Annotated in this window: 18 protein-coding genes; 3 read left to right on the forward strand and 15 right to left on the reverse strand. The window is 70.4% G+C overall.

Features of this window, described 5'->3' with window-relative positions; all coding sequences use genetic code 11:
• A partial coding sequence (locus B9S61_RS26450) for an RNA-guided endonuclease TnpB family protein (RefSeq protein WP_103544503.1) occupies positions 1-1,185 on the reverse strand: 1,185 nt, incomplete at its 3' end.
• Positions 1,186-1,386: 201 nt separating this feature from the next.
• On the opposite strand from B9S61_RS26450, the gene B9S61_RS26455 reads away from it, so the two are divergent.
• Entirely contained in the window at positions 1,387-2,166 is a 780-nt protein-coding gene (locus B9S61_RS26455) for an alpha/beta fold hydrolase (protein WP_103544488.1), read from the forward strand.
• A 70-nt stretch (positions 2,167-2,236) separates the two neighbouring features.
• Here the strand turns inward: B9S61_RS26455 and mnmA are convergent, their stop codons facing one another.
• Positions 2,237-3,367 (reverse strand): tRNA 2-thiouridine(34) synthase MnmA, encoded by a 1,131-nt coding sequence (gene mnmA, locus B9S61_RS26460; RefSeq protein ID WP_103544489.1) that lies wholly within the window; start codon positions 3,365-3,367, stop codon positions 2,237-2,239.
• Between the two features lie 60 nt (positions 3,368-3,427).
• Between mnmA and B9S61_RS26465 the strand changes: the two genes are divergently transcribed.
• On the forward strand, positions 3,428-4,120 hold the full coding sequence (locus B9S61_RS26465; RefSeq protein WP_103544490.1) for an N-acetylmuramoyl-L-alanine amidase: 693 nt from the start codon (positions 3,428-3,430) through the stop codon (positions 4,118-4,120).
• 59 nt (positions 4,121-4,179) lie between these two features.
• Here B9S61_RS26465 and B9S61_RS26470 read toward each other — a convergent pair whose 3' ends face one another.
• From B9S61_RS26470 to B9S61_RS26480, 3 genes are all read right to left on the reverse strand, one after another.
• Positions 4,180-5,349 carry a cysteine desulfurase family protein gene (locus B9S61_RS26470; RefSeq protein ID WP_103544491.1) on the reverse strand — a complete coding sequence of 390 codons (1,170 nt, stop codon included), beginning with the start codon at positions 5,347-5,349 and terminating at the stop codon, positions 4,180-4,182.
• Between the two features lie 69 nt (positions 5,350-5,418).
• Positions 5,419-5,685 carry a DUF4190 domain-containing protein gene (locus B9S61_RS26475; RefSeq protein ID WP_103544492.1) on the reverse strand — a complete coding sequence of 89 codons (267 nt, stop codon included), beginning with the start codon at positions 5,683-5,685 and terminating at the stop codon, positions 5,419-5,421.
• Between the two features lie 49 nt (positions 5,686-5,734).
• Positions 5,735-5,902, reverse strand: coding sequence for a hypothetical protein (locus B9S61_RS26480; RefSeq protein ID WP_103544493.1), 168 nt, complete (start codon positions 5,900-5,902; stop codon positions 5,735-5,737).
• 123 nt (positions 5,903-6,025) lie between these two features.
• Between B9S61_RS26480 and B9S61_RS26485 the strand changes: the two genes are divergently transcribed.
• Positions 6,026-6,658: a TetR family transcriptional regulator gene (locus B9S61_RS26485; RefSeq protein ID WP_103544494.1), complete on the forward strand. Its 633-nt coding sequence runs from the start codon at positions 6,026-6,028 to the stop codon at positions 6,656-6,658.
• 110 nt (positions 6,659-6,768) lie between these two features.
• On the opposite strand, the gene B9S61_RS26495 is transcribed toward B9S61_RS26485, so the two are convergent.
• From B9S61_RS26495 to B9S61_RS26540, 10 genes are all read right to left on the reverse strand, one after another.
• Positions 6,769-7,629: a thioesterase family protein gene (locus tag B9S61_RS26495; RefSeq protein ID WP_103544495.1), complete on the reverse strand. Its 861-nt coding sequence runs from the start codon at positions 7,627-7,629 to the stop codon at positions 6,769-6,771.
• Positions 7,630-7,689: 60 nt separating this feature from the next.
• The gene (locus B9S61_RS26500) at positions 7,690-8,346 is read right to left on the reverse strand and encodes a trimeric intracellular cation channel family protein (RefSeq protein ID WP_103544496.1); all 657 of its coding nucleotides are present in this window, start codon (positions 8,344-8,346) and stop codon (positions 7,690-7,692) included.
• Positions 8,347-8,426: 80 nt separating this feature from the next.
• Positions 8,427-9,722: an ABC transporter ATP-binding protein gene (locus tag B9S61_RS26505; RefSeq protein WP_103544497.1), complete on the reverse strand. Its 1,296-nt coding sequence runs from the start codon at positions 9,720-9,722 to the stop codon at positions 8,427-8,429.
• Positions 9,719-10,720: an ABC transporter ATP-binding protein gene (locus B9S61_RS26510; RefSeq protein ID WP_103544498.1), complete on the reverse strand. Its 1,002-nt coding sequence runs from the start codon at positions 10,718-10,720 to the stop codon at positions 9,719-9,721. The genes B9S61_RS26505 and B9S61_RS26510 overlap by 4 nt, the downstream gene beginning before the upstream one ends.
• 6 nt (positions 10,721-10,726) lie before the next feature.
• Complete coding sequence (locus B9S61_RS26515; protein WP_103544499.1) at positions 10,727-11,686, reverse strand: ABC transporter permease; 960 nt, start codon at positions 11,684-11,686, stop codon at positions 10,727-10,729.
• The gene (locus B9S61_RS26520; RefSeq protein WP_103544500.1) at positions 11,686-12,690 is read right to left on the reverse strand and encodes an ABC transporter permease; all 1,005 of its coding nucleotides are present in this window, start codon (positions 12,688-12,690) and stop codon (positions 11,686-11,688) included. Before B9S61_RS26520 ends, B9S61_RS26515 begins: the two co-directional genes overlap by 1 nt.
• 111 nt (positions 12,691-12,801) lie before the next feature.
• The gene (locus B9S61_RS26525) at positions 12,802-14,472 is read right to left on the reverse strand and encodes an ABC transporter substrate-binding protein (protein WP_103544501.1); all 1,671 of its coding nucleotides are present in this window, start codon (positions 14,470-14,472) and stop codon (positions 12,802-12,804) included.
• A 446-nt stretch (positions 14,473-14,918) separates the two neighbouring features.
• On the reverse strand, positions 14,919-15,668 hold the full coding sequence (locus tag B9S61_RS26530) for an enhanced serine sensitivity protein SseB C-terminal domain-containing protein (RefSeq protein ID WP_103544504.1): 750 nt from the start codon (positions 15,666-15,668) through the stop codon (positions 14,919-14,921).
• 337 nt (positions 15,669-16,005) lie between these two features.
• A complete protein-coding gene (locus B9S61_RS26535; RefSeq protein WP_103544502.1) occupies positions 16,006-16,785 on the reverse strand; it encodes an enhanced serine sensitivity protein SseB in 780 nt (259 codons plus the stop codon).
• A gap of 53 nt (positions 16,786-16,838) precedes the next feature.
• Positions 16,839-17,312, reverse strand: a 474-nt coding sequence (locus B9S61_RS26540; RefSeq protein ID WP_103544505.1) for an ATP-binding protein, incomplete at its 5' end; no start/stop codon positions are given.

Consider the following 17,312-nt stretch of genomic DNA (forward strand, 5'->3'; position numbering starts at 1 on the left):
CCGCTGGGGTTTCTGCTTCACCGCCGACCGCCCGCCCGGAGTACTCCGTTGAGGTCTTACACCAGCTCCACAGACAGATGCCGTCAGCCCGACGGCCAGAAGGCTCTTCGCCGCGTTCACATCGCGGTCGTGGGTCATTCCACAGTCACACGTCCACGTACGGACGTTCAGCGGCATCCTGCCCTGCAAGGCGCCGCAGGTCGAGCACAGCCTGGAGGAGGGGAAGAAGCGGTCGACCGCGATCACTTCGCGGCCGTACCACTGCGCCTTGTACTCCAGCATGCTGCGGAACTCCGACCAGGCCGCATCGCTGATGGCCCTGGCCAGCCTGCCGTTCTTCATCATGTTCCGGACGGTCAGGTCCTCGATCACGATCGTTTGGTTCTCACGAACGAGCCGAGTGGTGAGTTTGTGCAGGTGATCACGCCTGCGGTCAGTGATGCGGGCGTGCACACGGGCGACCTTCCGGCGGGCCTTGGCCCGGTTCGCCCCGTCACCCCTGGCCCTACGGGCGAGCTGCCGCTGAGCCTTCGCGAGACGGGCCCGGTCCTTGCGCTCGTGCCGAGGGTTGGCGATCTTCTCCCCGGTCGAGAGGGTCAGCAGGTGGTCCAGGCCGACATCCACGCCGACGGCGTTGCTACTGACAGGCAGCGGCCGGACGGAGGGGTCCTCGCACAGCAGGGACACGAACCAGCGTCCCGCCGCATCCTGCGACACCGTCACCATGGACAGCGACGCGCCTCCGGGAAGCGGACGCGACCAGCGGATGTCCAGCGGCTCCGCCATCTTCGCCAGCGTCAGCCGCCCGTCGCGGAACCGGAATCCGGAGGTGGTGTACTCCGCCGACTTCCGGGACTTCTTCCGCGACTTGAAGCGCGGGTACTTGGCCCGCTTGGCGAAGAAGTTCGCGAACGCTGTCTGCAAGTGCCGCAGGCACTGCTGGAGCGGGACCGAGGAGACGTCGTTCAGGAACGCCAGCTCCTCGGTCTTCTTCCAGGCCGTCAGCATCGCCGAGGTGGCGTTGTAGTTGATGCGCTCCTGCCGGGCCCACGCCTCGGTGCGGGCCCGGAGCGCCAGGTTGTAGACCTTCCGCACGCAGCCGAAGGTGCGCGACAGCTCGGCCGCCTGCGCATCCGTCGGATGGAAGCGGTACTTGAACGCCCGCTTCACGTGAGTCGTGATCACGACTCACAAACTAATAGAGACTTTCGTAAGGATCAAACCTGCTGGTCGGGGCGGGGTTCCGCAGGGATTGCGTTTCCTCCCCGGCCTGAAGGCCAGGGTCTCCACGAAAGGAATCAGATGATCGCGTAGAAGGGTTGCGATCGGCGGACGCGCCGCCCGCTTCCGCGATGAAATCAGCGCCGTGCGGCAGTCTGGTGAGACATGGACAAGAACATCTCTTCCCGCGACGGCACGTCCCTGGCCTACGAGAGCGCCGGGCGGGGGCCCACGATCGTCCTGGTGAGCGGCGCGATGTCGACGGGCGCCACGGTGGCGCCGCTGGCGGCTCCCCTGTCCGAGCGGTTCCGGGTGGTCGTGTACGACCGCCGGGGCCGCGGCGCGAGCGGCGACACGGCGCCGTACGCGGTGGAGCGCGAGGTCGAGGACCTGGCGGCGCTGATCGAGTCGCTGGGCGGCGAGGCGGCGCTGTACGGCGTCTCCTCGGGGGGTGCGCTGGCGCTCAGGGCGGCGGCGAGCGGGCTGCCGGTGCGCCACGTCGCCGTCTACGAGACGCCGTACGCGATGTCGGCCGACGACCTGGAGGAACGCGCGCGGTACACCGAGGAGCTGACGGCGGCGCTCGACGAGGGGCGGCGCGGGGACGCGGTGGAACTCTTCCTGCGGCTGACCGGGCTGGGCGAGGCGGTCATCGAGGGCGCCCGGCAGTCCCCGATGTGGGCCGGGATGGAGTCGATGGCGTCGAGCCTCGCGTACGACGACGCCGTGATGGGCGACGGGAGCGTGCCGCGCGAGCTGCTGTCGGCGATCCCCGTGCCGGTGCTGTCGATCGCGGGGGACGCGAGCCCGGCATGGATGCGTGAGGCCGCGCGGGCGATCGCGGAGTCCGTCCCCCGGGGCACGTACCGCACCCTGGAGGGCCAGACCCACATGGTCGAACCGGACGTCCTGGCCCCGGTCCTGGCGGACTTCTTCGCGCGCTGAGCGGCCCGCCCGGCTCCCCCGGGCGGGCGGCGTTCGGCTCGCGGCGTCCGCCGTCGCGCGGCGCGAGCGCTCAGACCACGTCTGCCGTCGCCCGCACCGTCGACGCGATCGTCGCCGAGCCGACCACGCGGGTGCCGTCGTACAGGACGATCGCCTGGCCGGGGGCGACACCGCGGACGGGCTCGGTGAAGGAGACCTCGAGGGAGCCGTCGACGACTTCCGCCGTCACGCCGGTCTCGCCGCCGTGGGCGCGCAGCTGGGCGGTGTAGGTGCCGGGGCCGGACGGGGCGGTGCCGCACCAGCGGGGCTTGATCGCGGTGAGGGCGTTGACGTCGAGGGCGGACGCCGGGCCGACCGTGACCGTGTTGTCCACCGGGGAGATGTCGAGGACGTAGCGGGGCTTGCCGTCGGGGGCGGGGGTGCCGATGCGCAGGCCCTTGCGCTGGCCGATGGTGAAGCCGTACGCGCCCTCGTGGGTACCGACCTTGCTGCCGGACTCGTCGACGATGTCGCCCTCGGCCTTTCCGAGCCGGTTCGCGAGGAACCCCTGGGTGTCGCCGTCGGCGATGAAGCAGATGTCGTGCGAGTCCGGCTTCTTGGCGACGGCCAGCCCTCTGCGCTCGGCCTCCGCGCGGATCTCCTCCTTGGTGGTGACCGTGTCACCGAGGGGGAACATCGCGTGGGCGAGCTGGCGGTCGTCGAGGACACCGAGGACGTAGCTCTGGTCCTTGGCCATGTCGGAGGCGCGGTGCAGTTCGCGGGTGCCGTCCTCGCGCAGGATCACCTGGGCGTAGTGGCCGGTGCAGACCGCGTCGAAGCCGAGCGCGAGCGCCTTGTCCAGCAGGGCGGCGAACTTGATCTTCTCGTTGCAGCGCAGGCACGGGTTGGGGGTGCGGCCGGCCTCGTACTCGGCGACGAAGTCCTCGACGACGTCCTCGCGGAACCGGTCGGCGAGGTCCCACACGTAGAACGGGATGCCGATGACGTCGGCGGCACGGCGGGCGTCGCGCGAGTCCTCGATGGTGCAACAGCCCCGCGCGCCGGTACGGAACGACTGCGGGTTCGCGGAGAGCGCGAGATGGACTCCGGTGACGTCGTGACCCGCTTCGGCCGCGCGGGCGGCGGCGACGGCGGAGTCGACTCCGCCGGACATGGCGGCCAGGACGCGGAGGGGGCGGGAGGGCTGCGGGATGTCAGTCATAACCCTTCAAGGGTACGGGGAGACGGGAACCACGGCCGCCGGGTATCCGTTCAGGATCACATGGGGGAGAACCGAGCATCCGAGGACGGGGACCGGCGCATCGGGCGGCGGTCCCTGATCGTGGGCGGGCTGGCGGCCGCGACGGGCACGGCGGTGCTGGCGCGGGACGAGCTGGCGCGGCTGTGGTGGCGCGTGCCCGGCGTCGAGAAGCCGCGCAAGCAGGGCGTGGTCGACTATGCGGGTGCCCGCTGGGTGGCGGCCTCGGAGGCCAATTGGCGGCGCGCGGACCGGCCGGACGACTTCGATGTGGACATGGTGATCGTCCATGTCACGCAGGGCAGCTTCGACAGTGCGGTGCAGGCCTTCCAGGACCCGGGGCACAAGGCGTCCACGCACTACATCGTCGGCCAGGACGGCCGCATCACCCAGATGATCCGCGAGCTGGACGTGGCGTACCACGCGGGCAACCGCGACTACAACGAGCGCAGCATCGGCATCGAGCACGAGGGCTTCGTGGACCGCCCCGAGGACCTCACGGACGAGATGTACAAGGCCTCGGCCCGTCTCACGGCCCGCATATGCGCCCGCTACGACATCCCCGTCGACCGGGAACACATCGTCGGCCACGTCGAGGTCCCCGGCACGGACCACACCGACCCGGGCCCCCACTGGGACTGGAACCGCTACCTGAAGCTCGTCCGCGCGGCCCGCACCACCCAGCCGACGGCACCGGACACCAAGGCGCTCCCCTAGGAGCGCGCACCACCGCACCCCTCAGGGGCGCGGGAAGGGGCGGGGGGCGAGAACACCCCTCAGCTCAGCCCCGCCGCCCGGGCCCGCTCCACCGCAGGCCCGATGGCCTTCGCCAGCGCCTCGACGTCGGCCTCCGTGGACGTGTGCCCCAGGGAGAATCGCAGCGTCCCCCGGGCCAGATCGGGGTCCACCCCGGTGGCCAGCAGGACGTGGCTGGGCTGGGCGACTCCGGCGGTGCAGGCGGAGCCGGTGGAGCACTCGATGCCCTGGGCGTCCAGCAGAAGCAGCAGCGAATCCCCCTCACACCCGGGGAAGGTGAAGTGGGCGTTGGCCGGAAGTCGCCCGCCCGGCGCGGGGTCACCGCCGAGGACGGCGTCGGGTACGGCCGCCCGGACCGCCGCGACCAGGTCGTCGCGCAGCCGCCCGATCTCACGGGCGAACCACTCCCGCCGCACGGCGGCGAGCCGTCCGGCGACCGCGAAGGAGGCGACGGCGGGGACGTCGAGGGTGCCGGAGCGCACATGACGCTCCTGACCACCACCGTGCAGGACGGGTACGGGGGTGTGCTCGCGCCCGAGGACCAGTGCGCCGATGCCGTACGGACCGCCGATCTTGTGGCCGGAGACGGTCATCGCGGCGAGCCCGGAGGTGGCGAAGTCCACGGGGGTCTGACCGAAGGCCTGGACCGCGTCGGAGTGCAGGGGGACGCCGAACTCGGCTGCCGCCTCGGCGAGTTCACGGACCGGCAGGATCGTGCCGATCTCGTTGTTGGCCCACATGACGGTGGCGAGGGCGACATCGCCGGGGTTGCGGGCGATGGCCTGGCGCAGGGTGTCCGGGTGGACCCGGCCGTGGGAGTCGACGGGCAGGTACTCGACGGTCGCGCCCTCGTGCTCGCCGAGCCAGTGGACCGCGTCGAGGACGGCATGGTGCTCGACGGGACTGGCGAGAACCCGGGTGCGCACCGGATCGGCGTCACGGCGGGACCAGTACAGGCCCTTCACGGCGAGGTTGTCGGCCTCCGTACCGCCGGAGGTGAAGACGATCTCGCTGGGGCGGGCGCCGAGCGCTTCGGCGAGGGCTTCGCGGGCCTCCTCGACGGTGCGCCGGGCGCGGCGTCCGGCCGCGTGGAGGGAGGAGGCGTTGCCGGTGACGCCCAGGTGCGCGGTGAGCGCCTCGACCGCCTCGGGGAGCATCGGAGTGGTCGCGGCGTGGTCGAGGTAAGCCATGGTGGGGCCGATTCTACGGGGCCCGGTGCACCGGCCACGGATCGCGGGTGGCCGGTTCCGGACGGCGGCTCAGAAGCTCCACGAGATCGTGCCGTCCGCCTGCATGAACGCCGCGAGAACGAGGAGGTCGGCGACACCGAGCCCGAGGCCGAGGAGGGCGCGGCCCCGTCGGGGGGTGCCCCGCCGGAGCGCGAGGGCCGCCAGGACGATGGCGGTCGGGCCGAGGAAGACGTTGAGGACGAGCAGGCCCAGCAGGCCCAGGACGAAGGAAGCGACGGCCATCCCGTCGGCGTCGTGGATTCCGGTACGGCGGGCGGCCGGTGCGGTGAGTTGCATGGTGATCGGCTCCCACAGGTCGGGGGTGTCGGAGGTCGGCTCCGGGAGGTCAGCGCGCCGGGGTGCCGCGTCGGCGGCCCTGGCGCTCGCGCAGGGCGAAGACGGCGAGCCAGACGGCGATGACCGCGCCGGCCACGAGGGAGAAGGACAGCGGGGCGTGGGCCACGGCGCCCAGGGCGACGCCCAGGAGCATCAGCGCGGCGACGAGGAAGAGCATGAGGGGGTCCTCCAGGTGTCGGTGAACGCTCGTGCCTGCATTGAGGTACATCTGTGCACTGACTACCCAGTCTAACGATGCCCTCACTTCCGCCGTACGGAGAACAGTTGTTGACTGCATGGCATGAGTCACCTCCCCGGCGTCCGGCAGGCCCGGAAACAGAAGACCCGGCAGGCGCTGCTCGACGCGGCGCTGGAACTGCTCGAGGGGCAGAGTCTGAGCAGCCTGGGCCTGCGGGAGGTCACCCGCGCCGCGGGGATCGCTCCGACCGCCTTCTACCGGCACTTCCGGTCGGTCGAGGATCTGGGCGTGGCCCTGGTCGAGGAGGCGCTGGGCAGCCTGCACCCGATGATCCGGACGACGGTGTCCACGATCGGCGACGGGGAGGAACGCATCGCGCGTGCCATCGATCTGATCGTCGGTCATGTGGACGCGTACCCCGCGCACGTCCGTTTTGTCACCCGTGAACGGCACGGCGGGGTGCGGCCGGTGCGGGAGGCGATCCACGGGCAGCTGGGGCTGTTCACCGCGGAGGTCGCGGAGGCCCTGGCCGCGGACGCGGTGTCGGCGGGGTGGAGCCGGGAGGATGTGCTGATGCTGGCGCAGTTGTATGTGGATCTGATGCTGGGGACTGCGTCGCTCCTGCTGGAGGGAGCGCGGGAGTGGGAGCGGGTGTCACGGGTTGCCGCCCGGCAGATGCGGTTGATCGGGATCGGGCGGGCGCATTGGCTCGACCAGCCGGACGGGGGCGGGTGAGGGCTTCTTTCGTCCCCGCCGCCCCTTCCCGTCCGGTCCCTGGGGGCTGTGCCCCCAGACCCCCCTTTCGGCCCTTCGGGCCTCGTCCTCGAGCGCCGGACGGGCTGGATCTACGCCAGCCGCACCCTTGCCAGCTGGCGGGACTGGGCGACCAGGCGGTCCCTGCTGTCCCAGACCTCGGCGTCCTCCTCCAGGAAGCCGCCGGCGAGGTTGCGGGTGGTGATCGCGACGCGCAGGGGGCCGGGGGCGGGGCGGGAGCGGATGTGGGCGGTGAGCTCCACCGTGGGGACCCAGCCGGAGAGGCCCAGTTCGAAGGCGGTCGGCGGCAGGGCGTCCACCGCGAGCAGCAGGGCGAACGGGTCGGGGTCCCGGCCGTCGGCGAGGCCGAACCAGGCCCGCATCTCCCCCTTGCCGGACGGCTGCCCGAGGGCCCAGCCCAGGGTGGAGGGGTCGAGCTTGAGCATCAGGCGGTCGGCGATGGCGGAGCTGCCGTCGACGGGGGCCGGGCCGTCGTCGGGACCGAGGCACCGCTCCATCGGCGGTATCGCGGGAGGCTCTGCCGTCGTGCGGACGTCGTCCGGGAGGGAGTCCAGGTCGCCGTAGGAGGCGAGGACACGGATGCGCTCGGTCTCCCGGCCCTCCTCGTCCCGCTGGAACAGGGACGCCTGACCGGTCGACAGGGTTCGTCCGGTGCGCACGGTCTCGGTGCGGACGACCGCCGGGCCCGGCTGGGAAGCGGTCAGATAGTGCGCGGAGATGGTGAACGGGTCGGAGTGCGGCAGGGCGTCCGCGAGCGCGCGGCCCAGCACGGCCAGCAGGTAACCGCCGTTGACGGCGTTGATGATCGTCCAGCCGGCGGAGAGGTCGATGTCGTAGACGCCGGGCGCACGCGGGGTGAGGGCGGTGTCGCGGTCGAACTCGCTGGCACCGATCAGGGCCCGGGTCACCTGGGCGGAGGCTGCTTCTGACATGGCTGAACAGTACAAGAAGAAAATACTAAGCGGTAGCTTTGTGGGCGGCGCGCATCGCCGCTACTCCTCGCGGACCGTCGAACGGCGGTGCCAGGCCCGGGGCGCCCGCCAGTGGTAGCGCATCGCGAGCAGCCGCAGCACGAAGGCCGTGACCGCGGCGAGCGAGCTGGTCGTCGGGTTCAGCACGTCGTAGCGGATGCACAACGCGACCATGGAGGCTCCGACGATGGCCGGAACCGCGTACAGATCACGGTCCCAGCGCAGCAGTGAGGGCACCTCGTTGGCGAGCACGTCGCGCAGTACGCCGCCACCGACCGCGGTGGCCAGGCCCAGGCAGGCGGAGGCGGTCAGGCCGAGCCCGTAGTCATAGGCCTTGGTGGTTCCCACGACGCAGAAGAGGCCGAGGCCGGCCGCGTCGAAGACGTTGACGCCGACCTGGATGCGCTCCACGTGCGGGTGGAGGAAGAACACCAGGGACGCGGCGAAGAGCGGCGTGACGAAGTAGCCCAGGTCCGTGAAGGCGGCGGGCGGCACGGCACCGATGACCAGATCACGGAAGAGCCCTCCGCCCAGCGCGGTGACCTCGGCCATCACGGCGATGCCGAAGACGTCGAAGTTCTTGCGCACGGCCATCAGGGCGCCGGAGATCGCGAAGACGAAGATGCCCATCAGGTCGAGCAAGTGCAGAACGGACGGACTGAACAGTTGCTGGAGCACTCATACATTCTTACTCAACAAGCAGCCCTCGCCTTGCAAAACAAGGCGAGGGCTGAGGTGAGCTTGCTGTCTCCAGCGGATCAGCCGGCTTCGTCGGCCTTCTCGGCCTTGTCCGCCTTCTCGACGTCGGCCTTCCCGACGTGGTCCGCCTTCTCGGTGTCCGTCTTCGCGGTCCCGGCCGTCGCCTTCTCGGTCGTACCGGCGTCCGGAGACTTCTCGGCCTCGTCCGTCGCCCGGACCTCGTCGGCCCGCACGGCCTTCGCCGCCTGCTCGGCCTTGCCGACCGCCGCCTCCGCCTTCTCGGCCTGCTCCGGCAGGGTCGGCGGCACGTCCTCCACGCCCTCGCGCGTGGCCGGGACGACCTCGCCGGTGGTCCGCTTCAGCGTCCCGGCCGCGATCTCCTCGGTGTAGTGGCAGGCCACCCGGTGGCCGCCGCCGACGTCCCGCAGCTCCGGCCGCTCGGTCCCGCACCGCTCGGCCTGCGCCCACGGGCAGCGGGTGTGGAAGCGGCAGCCGCTCGGCGGGTTCGCCGGGGAGGGCAGGTCGCCGATGAGCAGGATGCGCTCGCGCCGGTCCTCCACCTCCGGGTCGGGCACCGGCACGGCCGACATCAGGGCCTTGGTGTACGGGTGCTTCGGCTCGGCGTAGAGCGCGTCGCTCGGCGCCTCCTCGACCAGCGAGCCCAGGTACATCACGCCGATCGTGTCGGAGATGTGCCGGACCACCGCGAGGTCGTGGGCGATCACCAGATAGGTCAGGCCGAGCTCCTCCTGGAGTTCCTCCAGCAGGTTGATGACCTGGGCCTGGACCGACACGTCGAGCGCGGAGACCGGCTCGTCGCAGATGATCACGTCGGGTTCGAGGACGAGGGCGCGGGCGATGCCGATGCGCTGGCGCTGGCCGCCGGAGAACTCGTGCGGGTAGCGCGCGAGCGCGTTGGAGGGCAGGCCGACCTTGTCCAGGATCGACTTGATCTTCTCCCGGCGCTCCTCCTGGTCCTTGCCGATGCCATGGGCGACCATGCCCTCGGACAGGATCGACTCGATGTTCTGCCGGGGGTTGAGCGAGCCCAGCGGGTCCTGGAAGACCATCTGGAGCCGGCGCCGGAAGCGGCGCATCTCCTCGCTCGGCAGCTTAGCGAGGTCGGTGCCGTCGAGGACGACCGAGCCCTCCGTGATGTCCACCAGCCGCAGCACCGACCGCCCGAGGGTGGTCTTGCCGCAGCCGGACTCGCCGACCAGGCCGTAGGTCTGGCCGGCCTCGACCTTCAGGGAGATCCCGTCCACGGCGTAGACGTGGCCGACCGTGCGGTCGAACAGGACACCCTTCTTGATGGGGAAATGGACCTTGACGCCGTCCAGTTCGAGCAGGCTCATGCGGGGACCTCCTCGGCCTTCGCGTCATCGAGTACGGGGTGGACGCACCGCACCTGATGACCGGTCGCGCGCGGCTCGGTGAGCGGCGGGGTGCCGGTCAGGCAGCCCAGCTCGTACCGGTCGCAGCGGGGCGCGAAGGCGCAGCCGTCGGCCCAGGCGATGCGGTCGTTGATGGAGCCGCGGATGGGCTTGAGCGCCTCGCCCCGGGGGGCGTCCAGACGCGGGATGGAACCCAGCAGTCCGTGCGCGTAGGGGTGGGTGGGGTGGGTGAACAGTTCGCGGCGCCCGGCGGACTCGACGACCTTGCCCGCGTAGAGCACGTTGACCTGGTCGCAGAGACCGGCGACCACACCGAGGTCATGGGTGATCATCAGCAGGGCGGTGCCCTCCTGGTCCACGAGTTCCTTGAGCAGTTCCAGGATCTGCGCCTGGATCGTCACGTCGAGCGCCGTGGTGGGCTCGTCGGCGATGAGCATGCTCGGGGCGCAGGCCACCGCCATGGCGATCAGCGCGCGCTGGCGCATACCGCCGGACATCTGGTGCGGGTACTCCTTGAGCCGCCGGGTCGGGTCGGGAATGCCGACCCGGTCCAGCAGGTGCGCGGCCTCCTTGCGGGCGGCCTCGCCCTTCATCCCGCGGTGGCGCTCCAGGATCTCGGTGACCTGCACCCCGACCGGTACGACCGGGTTGAGGGAGGACAGCGGGTCCTGGAAGATCATGGCCATCTGGCTGCCGCGCAGGTCACGGCGGGCGGACGGGCTCATCGTGAACAGGTCCGTGCCGTCGAACGCGGCACGTCCGCCGATCTTGACACCCTTGTGGGGCAGCAGGCCCATCAGGGCCAGCGAGGTGACGGACTTTCCGCAGCCGGACTCGCCGACCAGGCCCACGACCTGGCCCTGGTCGACCTCGAAGGAGACGCCGTCGACCGCCCGGGACTCCTTACGGCCGTGACCGCCGAAGGTGATGGTCAGTTCGTCGACAGTGAGCAGAGACATGGTGGTTCAGCCCCTCAGCTTCGGGTCGAGGGCTTCCCGCATGGCCTCGCCGAGGAGGGTGAAGCCGAGGGCGGTGATGATGATGCCGACGGCGGGGTAGACCGCCATCATCGGCGCGTTGTCGAAGAAGCGCTGCGCCTGGGTGAGCATGACGCCCCACTCGGGGATGGCCGGGTCGGGGTTGCCGAGGCCCAGGTAGGACAGGGCGGCGGCCTCGATGATCGCGGTGGCCAGGGAGAGCGTGGCCTGCACGATCACCGGGCTGAGCGAGTTCGGGATGATCTGCGACAGGACGATGCGCCGCTTGCGCACGCCGAGGGACTTGGCGGCCAGTACGTAGTCCGCGCTGCCCTGGGCCAGCATGGAGCCGCGCAGCAGCCGGGCGAACACCGGGATCTGGACGACACCGACGGCGATCATCACGGTGGTCAGTGACTGCCCCATGACGGCGGCGATGGAGACGGCCAGCAGCAGCGACGGCATCGCCAGCATCATGTCGATGAAACGCATGATGACGGAGTCGATGCGCCTGCCGGTGTCACCGCCGAGGGTGGCGAAGGCACCGGAGAGGCCGCCGATCACGAAGCCGATGATCAAGCCGATCATCGTGGCGACGACACCGACGAGCAGCGTCTGGCGGGCGCCGACCAGCATGCGGGAGAACATGTCCCGGCCGAGGTGGTCGAGCCCGAACCAGTTCTCGGAGCGCATCCCGACGAACTCGCCCCGGTTGGCGAAGACCTCGTTCCGCCAGGTCTGCGCGGTCGGGGAGAACGGGGCGATGTACGGCCCGACGATCGCGAGGACGATGAACAGGCCGATGACGATGGCGCCGATGACCGCCATCTTGCTGCGCTTGAGGCGCCGGAACGCCTCCCGCCACAGGCTGGCCCCGGTGCTGGTCTCCTTGACCGCGGCCAGTTCGGCGAGGCGCTGGATCTTGTCGGTTTTGGTGGCGACGCTCATTAGTGCACCCGCACTCTCGGGTCGATGAGGCTGTACGCCAGGTCCACCAGCAAGTTGATCAGGACGTAAATCAGCGCGATGAACATGATGAATCCAACGAGCACGGGGTAGTCACGCCCGTCGATCGCCTGACGGATGAAGGATCCGATGCCGCCGAAGGAGAACACGGACTCGGTCAGGACCGCGCCGGACAGCAGGGAGCCGGTGAGCAGGCCGACCGCGGTCACCACCGGGAGCATCGCGTTGCGCAGCACGTGCCGGCTGCGGATGACGCTCCGCTTGAGGCCCTTGGCCTCGGCGGTGCGGACGTAGTCCTCGTCCTGTACTTCGAGCACGCTGGCGCGGGTCATGCGGACGATGACCGCGAGCGGGATGGAGGCCAGGGCGACCGAGGGCAGGATCAGGTGGGTGATCGCGTCCCAGGCGGCGTCGAACTCCCCTGTGAGGAATCCGTCCAGGACGGCGAAGCCGGTCACGTCGGTGGCGTTGATACCGGTGTCCTGGCGTCCGAAGCTGGGGAAGATCCCGAGCTCGACGGCGAAGATCTGCTTGAGGATCAGGGCCAGGAAGAAGACCGGGATGCAGATGCCGACGAGGGAGCCGGAGACCGCGCTGACGTCGAGCCAGCCACCGCGGTTGCGGGCCGCGAAGTAGCCGAGGGGCACGCCGACGGCGACCGCGAGGATCATCGCGAGGAGGGACAGCTCCACGGTCGCGGGGAAACGCAGGACGAACTCGTCCCACACCGGCTGTCCGGTCTGGGTGGAGGTTCCCAGGTCGAGTTCGAAAATGCGCTTGAGGAAGCGCCAGTACTGAACGTAGACGGGCTGGTCCAGCCCGAGCGCACGGTTGATGCGCGCCACTTCGGTCTCGGTGGCCTTTTCCCCCAGGATCGCTGAGGCGGGTCCACCAGGCAGCCGGTTGAGCCACAGGAAGAGAAGAACCGACAGGCCGAGCAGCGTGGGTATGAGCTGGAGCAGTCTTCGTACGACGAGACGCAGCACCCCGCATGCCCCTTTCTTGCGTGATGTCTTACATGAATGGACCCGCCCGGCCGCCGAGTTACGACGGCCGGGCGGGGACCCCCCGTGGTGGTGCTACTGCCGGTTACGTGCCTACTTGAAGGACGTCTCGGCGAAGATCTCCTGCGTCAGCGCGGAGACGTTCGGCGGGTTGACGTTCTTGCCGAAGGCGATGGCCGGCGGGGAGGACGAGATCGGGACACCCGGGAGGTAGTCCATGATGGCCACGTTGGCCTTCTCGTACGCGGCGGTGCGCTCCTCGGCCTTGCCCATCTTCGAGCCCGCGTTCACGGCGTCGAAGACCTTCTCGTCCTTGAAGCCCCACTGCTTGTCGAACCCGGCGAACCAGGTGCCGATGAAGTTGTAGCCGTCGTTGAAGTCACCGGTCCAGCCGAGCATGTGCAGGGCGCAGGAGCCCGCCTCGGTGGCGTCCAGGTAGTCCGGGGCCCACTTCATGGCCTTCGGCTTGACGGTGATGCCGGCCTTCTCCAGGTCGGCCTTCATCAGCTCGAACAGGTCCTGCGGAGCAGGCATGTACGGGCGGGTGACCTCGGTCGGGTAGCAGAACTCGATCGTGAGCTTCTCCGCACCGGCCTTCTTCAGGAGCGCCTTGGAGGCGGCGGTGTCGAAGGGGTACTGCTTCACGTCCTTGGAGTAGCCCGCGACCGTGTCCGGCATGAACTGGTCGGCGACCTTGCCGCCCTCGGGCAGCTGGGTCTTGACCAGGTTCTCCTTGTCGATCGCCTGCGCGATCGCCTGGCGGACTTCCTTCTTCTTGAGGGCCGGGTTCGCCGACTGGCTCATACCGAGGTAGAAGAGGTTGAAGACGCCACGGGTCGGGACGACGTAGCCCTCCTTCTCGAGGGTCGTGACGTCGGCCGGGGCGACGAGGTCGTAGCCGTCGATGTCACCGGCCTGGAGCGCCTGACGGCGGCCCTCTTCGGTCGGGATGGTGCGGATGACCAGGTTCTTGATCTTGGCCTTCTCACCCCAGTAGTCGTCGAAACGCTCGAGGGTGACTTCGCTGTTGCCCTTGTTCCACTTCGTGATCTTGTACGCGCCGGTACCGGCGACCGTGCCGGCCTCCTGGCTGTACTTGGGGTACGTGATGGCGTCGCCCTTGGCGGAGGCGTCCTGCTTCTTGTACTCCTCGAGGGCCTTCGGCGAGTGGATCGCGAGGGCGTTGAGGGAGAAGCCGCCGGGGAGGTTCGCGGAGGGCTGCTTGACCTCGATGACGGCGGTGTTCTCGTCCTTCGCGGTGCAGGACTTGTAGTTCGCCTCGGGCGTCTCCGGGTCCTCGTTCTTCGCGAAGCCGCCCATGATGGTCTGCCAGTAGTAGGAGACCGCGCTGGACTGGTAGGTGCCCGTCCAGTTGAACCAGTGGTCGTAGTTGGCGCACACGGCCGCCGCGTTGAACGCCTCGCCGTCGTGGAACTTCACGTTCTTGCGGAGGTTGAAGGTCCAGACGGTGCCCGCGTCGTTGCTCGACCAGGTCTCGGCGAGGCCGCCGACCAGGTCGGTGCCGCCGGACTCGTGCTCGAGCAGGGCCTCGAACGCCTGCCGCGTCACGCGGAAGGTTTCACCGTCGCTCGCGAGGGCAGGGTCCAGGGAACCTGGGTCGCCGGCACCGGCGAAGACGAAGGTGTCCTTCGCGCCGCCGCTTTCGTTGTCAGCGTCCCGTTCACTGGAGCAGCCCGTGGCGATCAGTCCGACCGCCACCGCGGCCGTGATCGCCCGAGCGACTCGGGACTTGGTTATGCGCATATTGGGGCCACTCCGGGTCCGCTATGTGGATGCATCTTGACCGGCCGAACACTACATACGTTCGCAGTCAGTCAGGAACAGTCCGGATAGCGGTGATACCTACCTGAGATCTGAACACTTGACATATGGGATGACTCAGGCACTCCGCCGCCGCGATTTAACCCCCCGGACACAGCCGACTGCCGGCCGAGGGTATCCGGGCAGCCGTGCGATGCCATGAAGAACGGGTGAAACCGCAGGTGACCGGGGGTCAAGGGTTGGTAGCTGAGCGCGCATGGCCGGAAATCTGACGCGAAATCATCCTCGTCCGCGTCAAGGTCCGGATCGGGGCGGCACTCCCGTCCAGCTGGTGGACACCGTGACGCTGAGTCAGCACGCCGGGGCGCACGGCCGGTGCCTCGTGCCGGGTCCCCGCGGATACGGCCCGGTCAGCACCGGTGTGCCGATCAGCGCTGGTGCGCGGGCGGGTATCCGTAGCCGGTGGCGGGGGGCCGGCCGGCGCCGTGCGCCTCGCGGTCGTAGAAGGGGCGGGCGTTGGCGCGCAGCCACATCGCGACCGGGTCGTGCTCGTCGGACATCGCGACGGTCGACACGGGCAGTCCGTCCGGGACCGCGGCGAGGGACTGCTGCATCATCGCGCGCACCGCGTCCACGGCGGGCGGAGAGGTGTCGTACACGTCCAGGCCGATGGCGAGGTACGGGGCGCCCAGCGCGGGCTGTACCCAGGCGCGGCGCAGCCCGCGGACGGCGGGGGTGCGGTGGGCGTTCTGCGCGAGGAGCGCGTAGAACTGAGGGATCTCGATCGCGGGCTCGGAGAGTCTCAGCGGACCGGCGGGCCGGCGGTCCAGGCCGCCGGCGATCCGGCGCAGGTCCAGCCACGGGATGCCGACCCCACCGCCCGGGGCGTGCGGATTGAGCCAGAGTCCGTAGTGGTCGGGGTAGAGCGCGCGCGCCGCTTCGAGGCCGTCGACCACCTCGTAGGACCTGTTCCAGCCGCTGGCCGAGAGTTCCTGCGCGGAGGTGACGCAGGGCGCGTAGCCGAAGCCGTCCACCTCCATGTTCCCGTACTGGGCGTCGGGGGATCCGGCCTGGCCGTGCCAGAGCAGCATCCAGACCTGGCCGGAGGACGGGGTCGCCAGAGCGCGCAGCAACGCCTCGTAGGCGTCGTAACGCCCGGGCGTCACCTGGCGCAGCATGTGCTCGACCTGTCCGGCCGCCGCGGTGCCAGCGCTCACTTTGTATCGCCCCTCCGTACAACCTCGCCAGCGGTCGAACCTAGCTTATGCCGCCGGCGGGAGGACGGGGCGGGCTGTGCCGGGGCTTGAGTGCGCGGGGGCGAGCCGCGTGGTGCGGGGGTGCGGGGCGAAGGGCGGGCGGGGTGCTCGGGGTGCGGGGCGCGGGAGAGTTCGGGTGGTGGTGGCGGCGAGTGCGGGTTCGCTGTGGTTGTTCGCGCGGTTCCCCGCGCCCCTGGGGGGGGGTGATCTCGTCCACGCGGCAGAGCAGCCGCAGGTCGTCGCGACAGCCCCGCGCCCGCTACTGGTGGCGTTGGTGGAAGGGGCGGACCTGGCTGCGCATCCAGTCGGCCACCGGGTCCTGGGCGATGTCCAGGACGATCAGGTTGACCGGCCAGGGGGCGGGGACGCGGCCCAGGGCCCGGCCGAGGGCGTCCAGGGGGAGGGTGCGGGCGTCGGCCTCCCAGTGGGAGAGTTCCACCCCGACGAAGAGGACCGGGTCCTCCGTCTCGATCGCGGCGAGGCAGCGGCGGGCGGTGGTCACCACGCTGATGGCGTCGAACTCCTCCGAGGCCGCGGCGAGGAAGTCCACCGGGTCGTCCTGCCAGTCGGGCTCGAACAGCCGGACCCGGCCGCCGCCCGACGGGCCGTCCAGCGGGCCGCGGCCGGACCGGCACAGCTCGGCCACCGCGGCCGGCGGCAGCGGGGCCGAGACCACGCCGCCGGGATTCACCGCGATCCCGGCCTGCGGCGGCAGACCCCGGGCGAACTCCACGGCGGGGGCGACGGTGAACGCCATGTGGGAGCCGACAATCTGCCGGAACTGCTCCTCGGAGCTGAAGACGGGGACGTAGGCCTGGCCCTCGAACTCCATGGTGGGCAGGTCCAGCGGCCCGCGGTGCGGGCCGCCGCCGTTCGGCAGCGGGATCCAGACGAAGCTGCGTCCCAGCACCTCGACGATCCTGGCGCCCGCGGAGGGGACGCCGAGGGAGGCGGAGAGCACCTCCTCCAGCTCGTTGCCGGGCCACCCGCCGTGCGGATGGGGGTGTGTCCGGTCCGGGAAGTCCGCCGGGAAGTCCATCGTTCGCCTACCGCCTGCCTGGAACCACTGCTGTGGCCGGAAAGATTATCGGGTCAGCCCGCGAAGCCGATCCTGCGCAGCGCGTTCGCCGCGTCCCGGTCGATCAGCACCGCCGAACCGCAGCCCGCGGGCAGCCGGCCGCGCTCCACCGCGCGCAACAGCCGGTCGCTCGCCGCGCGATGGCGCCCGAAGGCGTACCGCGAGACACCCCGGCCCCGCTCGCGCTGCCCGGCCAGCGCCTGCTGGGGGGTGACGTCGAGCAGCAGCAGATGCAGGCTCACCCCCCGGCGGCGGGCCTCGCGGGCGATCCAGCGCCGCACCCAGGCCTGCGTACCGCAGTCGTGGACGACGACCGCCCGGCCGGCGCGCAGTTCGCGGCGCAGACCCGCGTAGTGGGCCAGGCGGACCAGGGGGCGGTAGACGGCGTACGGAAGGAAGCGGGGCATGCGGTGGTCCCAGCGGTCGCGGGTGTCCTGGGAGTCGACGCGGGTGCCGCGCACCGCGCGCCGCATCAGCGTGGACTTCCC

It is taken from the genome of Streptomyces sp. SM1, from assembly GCF_002910825.1.
Lineage (GTDB): Bacteria > Actinomycetota > Actinomycetes > Streptomycetales > Streptomycetaceae > Streptomyces > Streptomyces okerensis.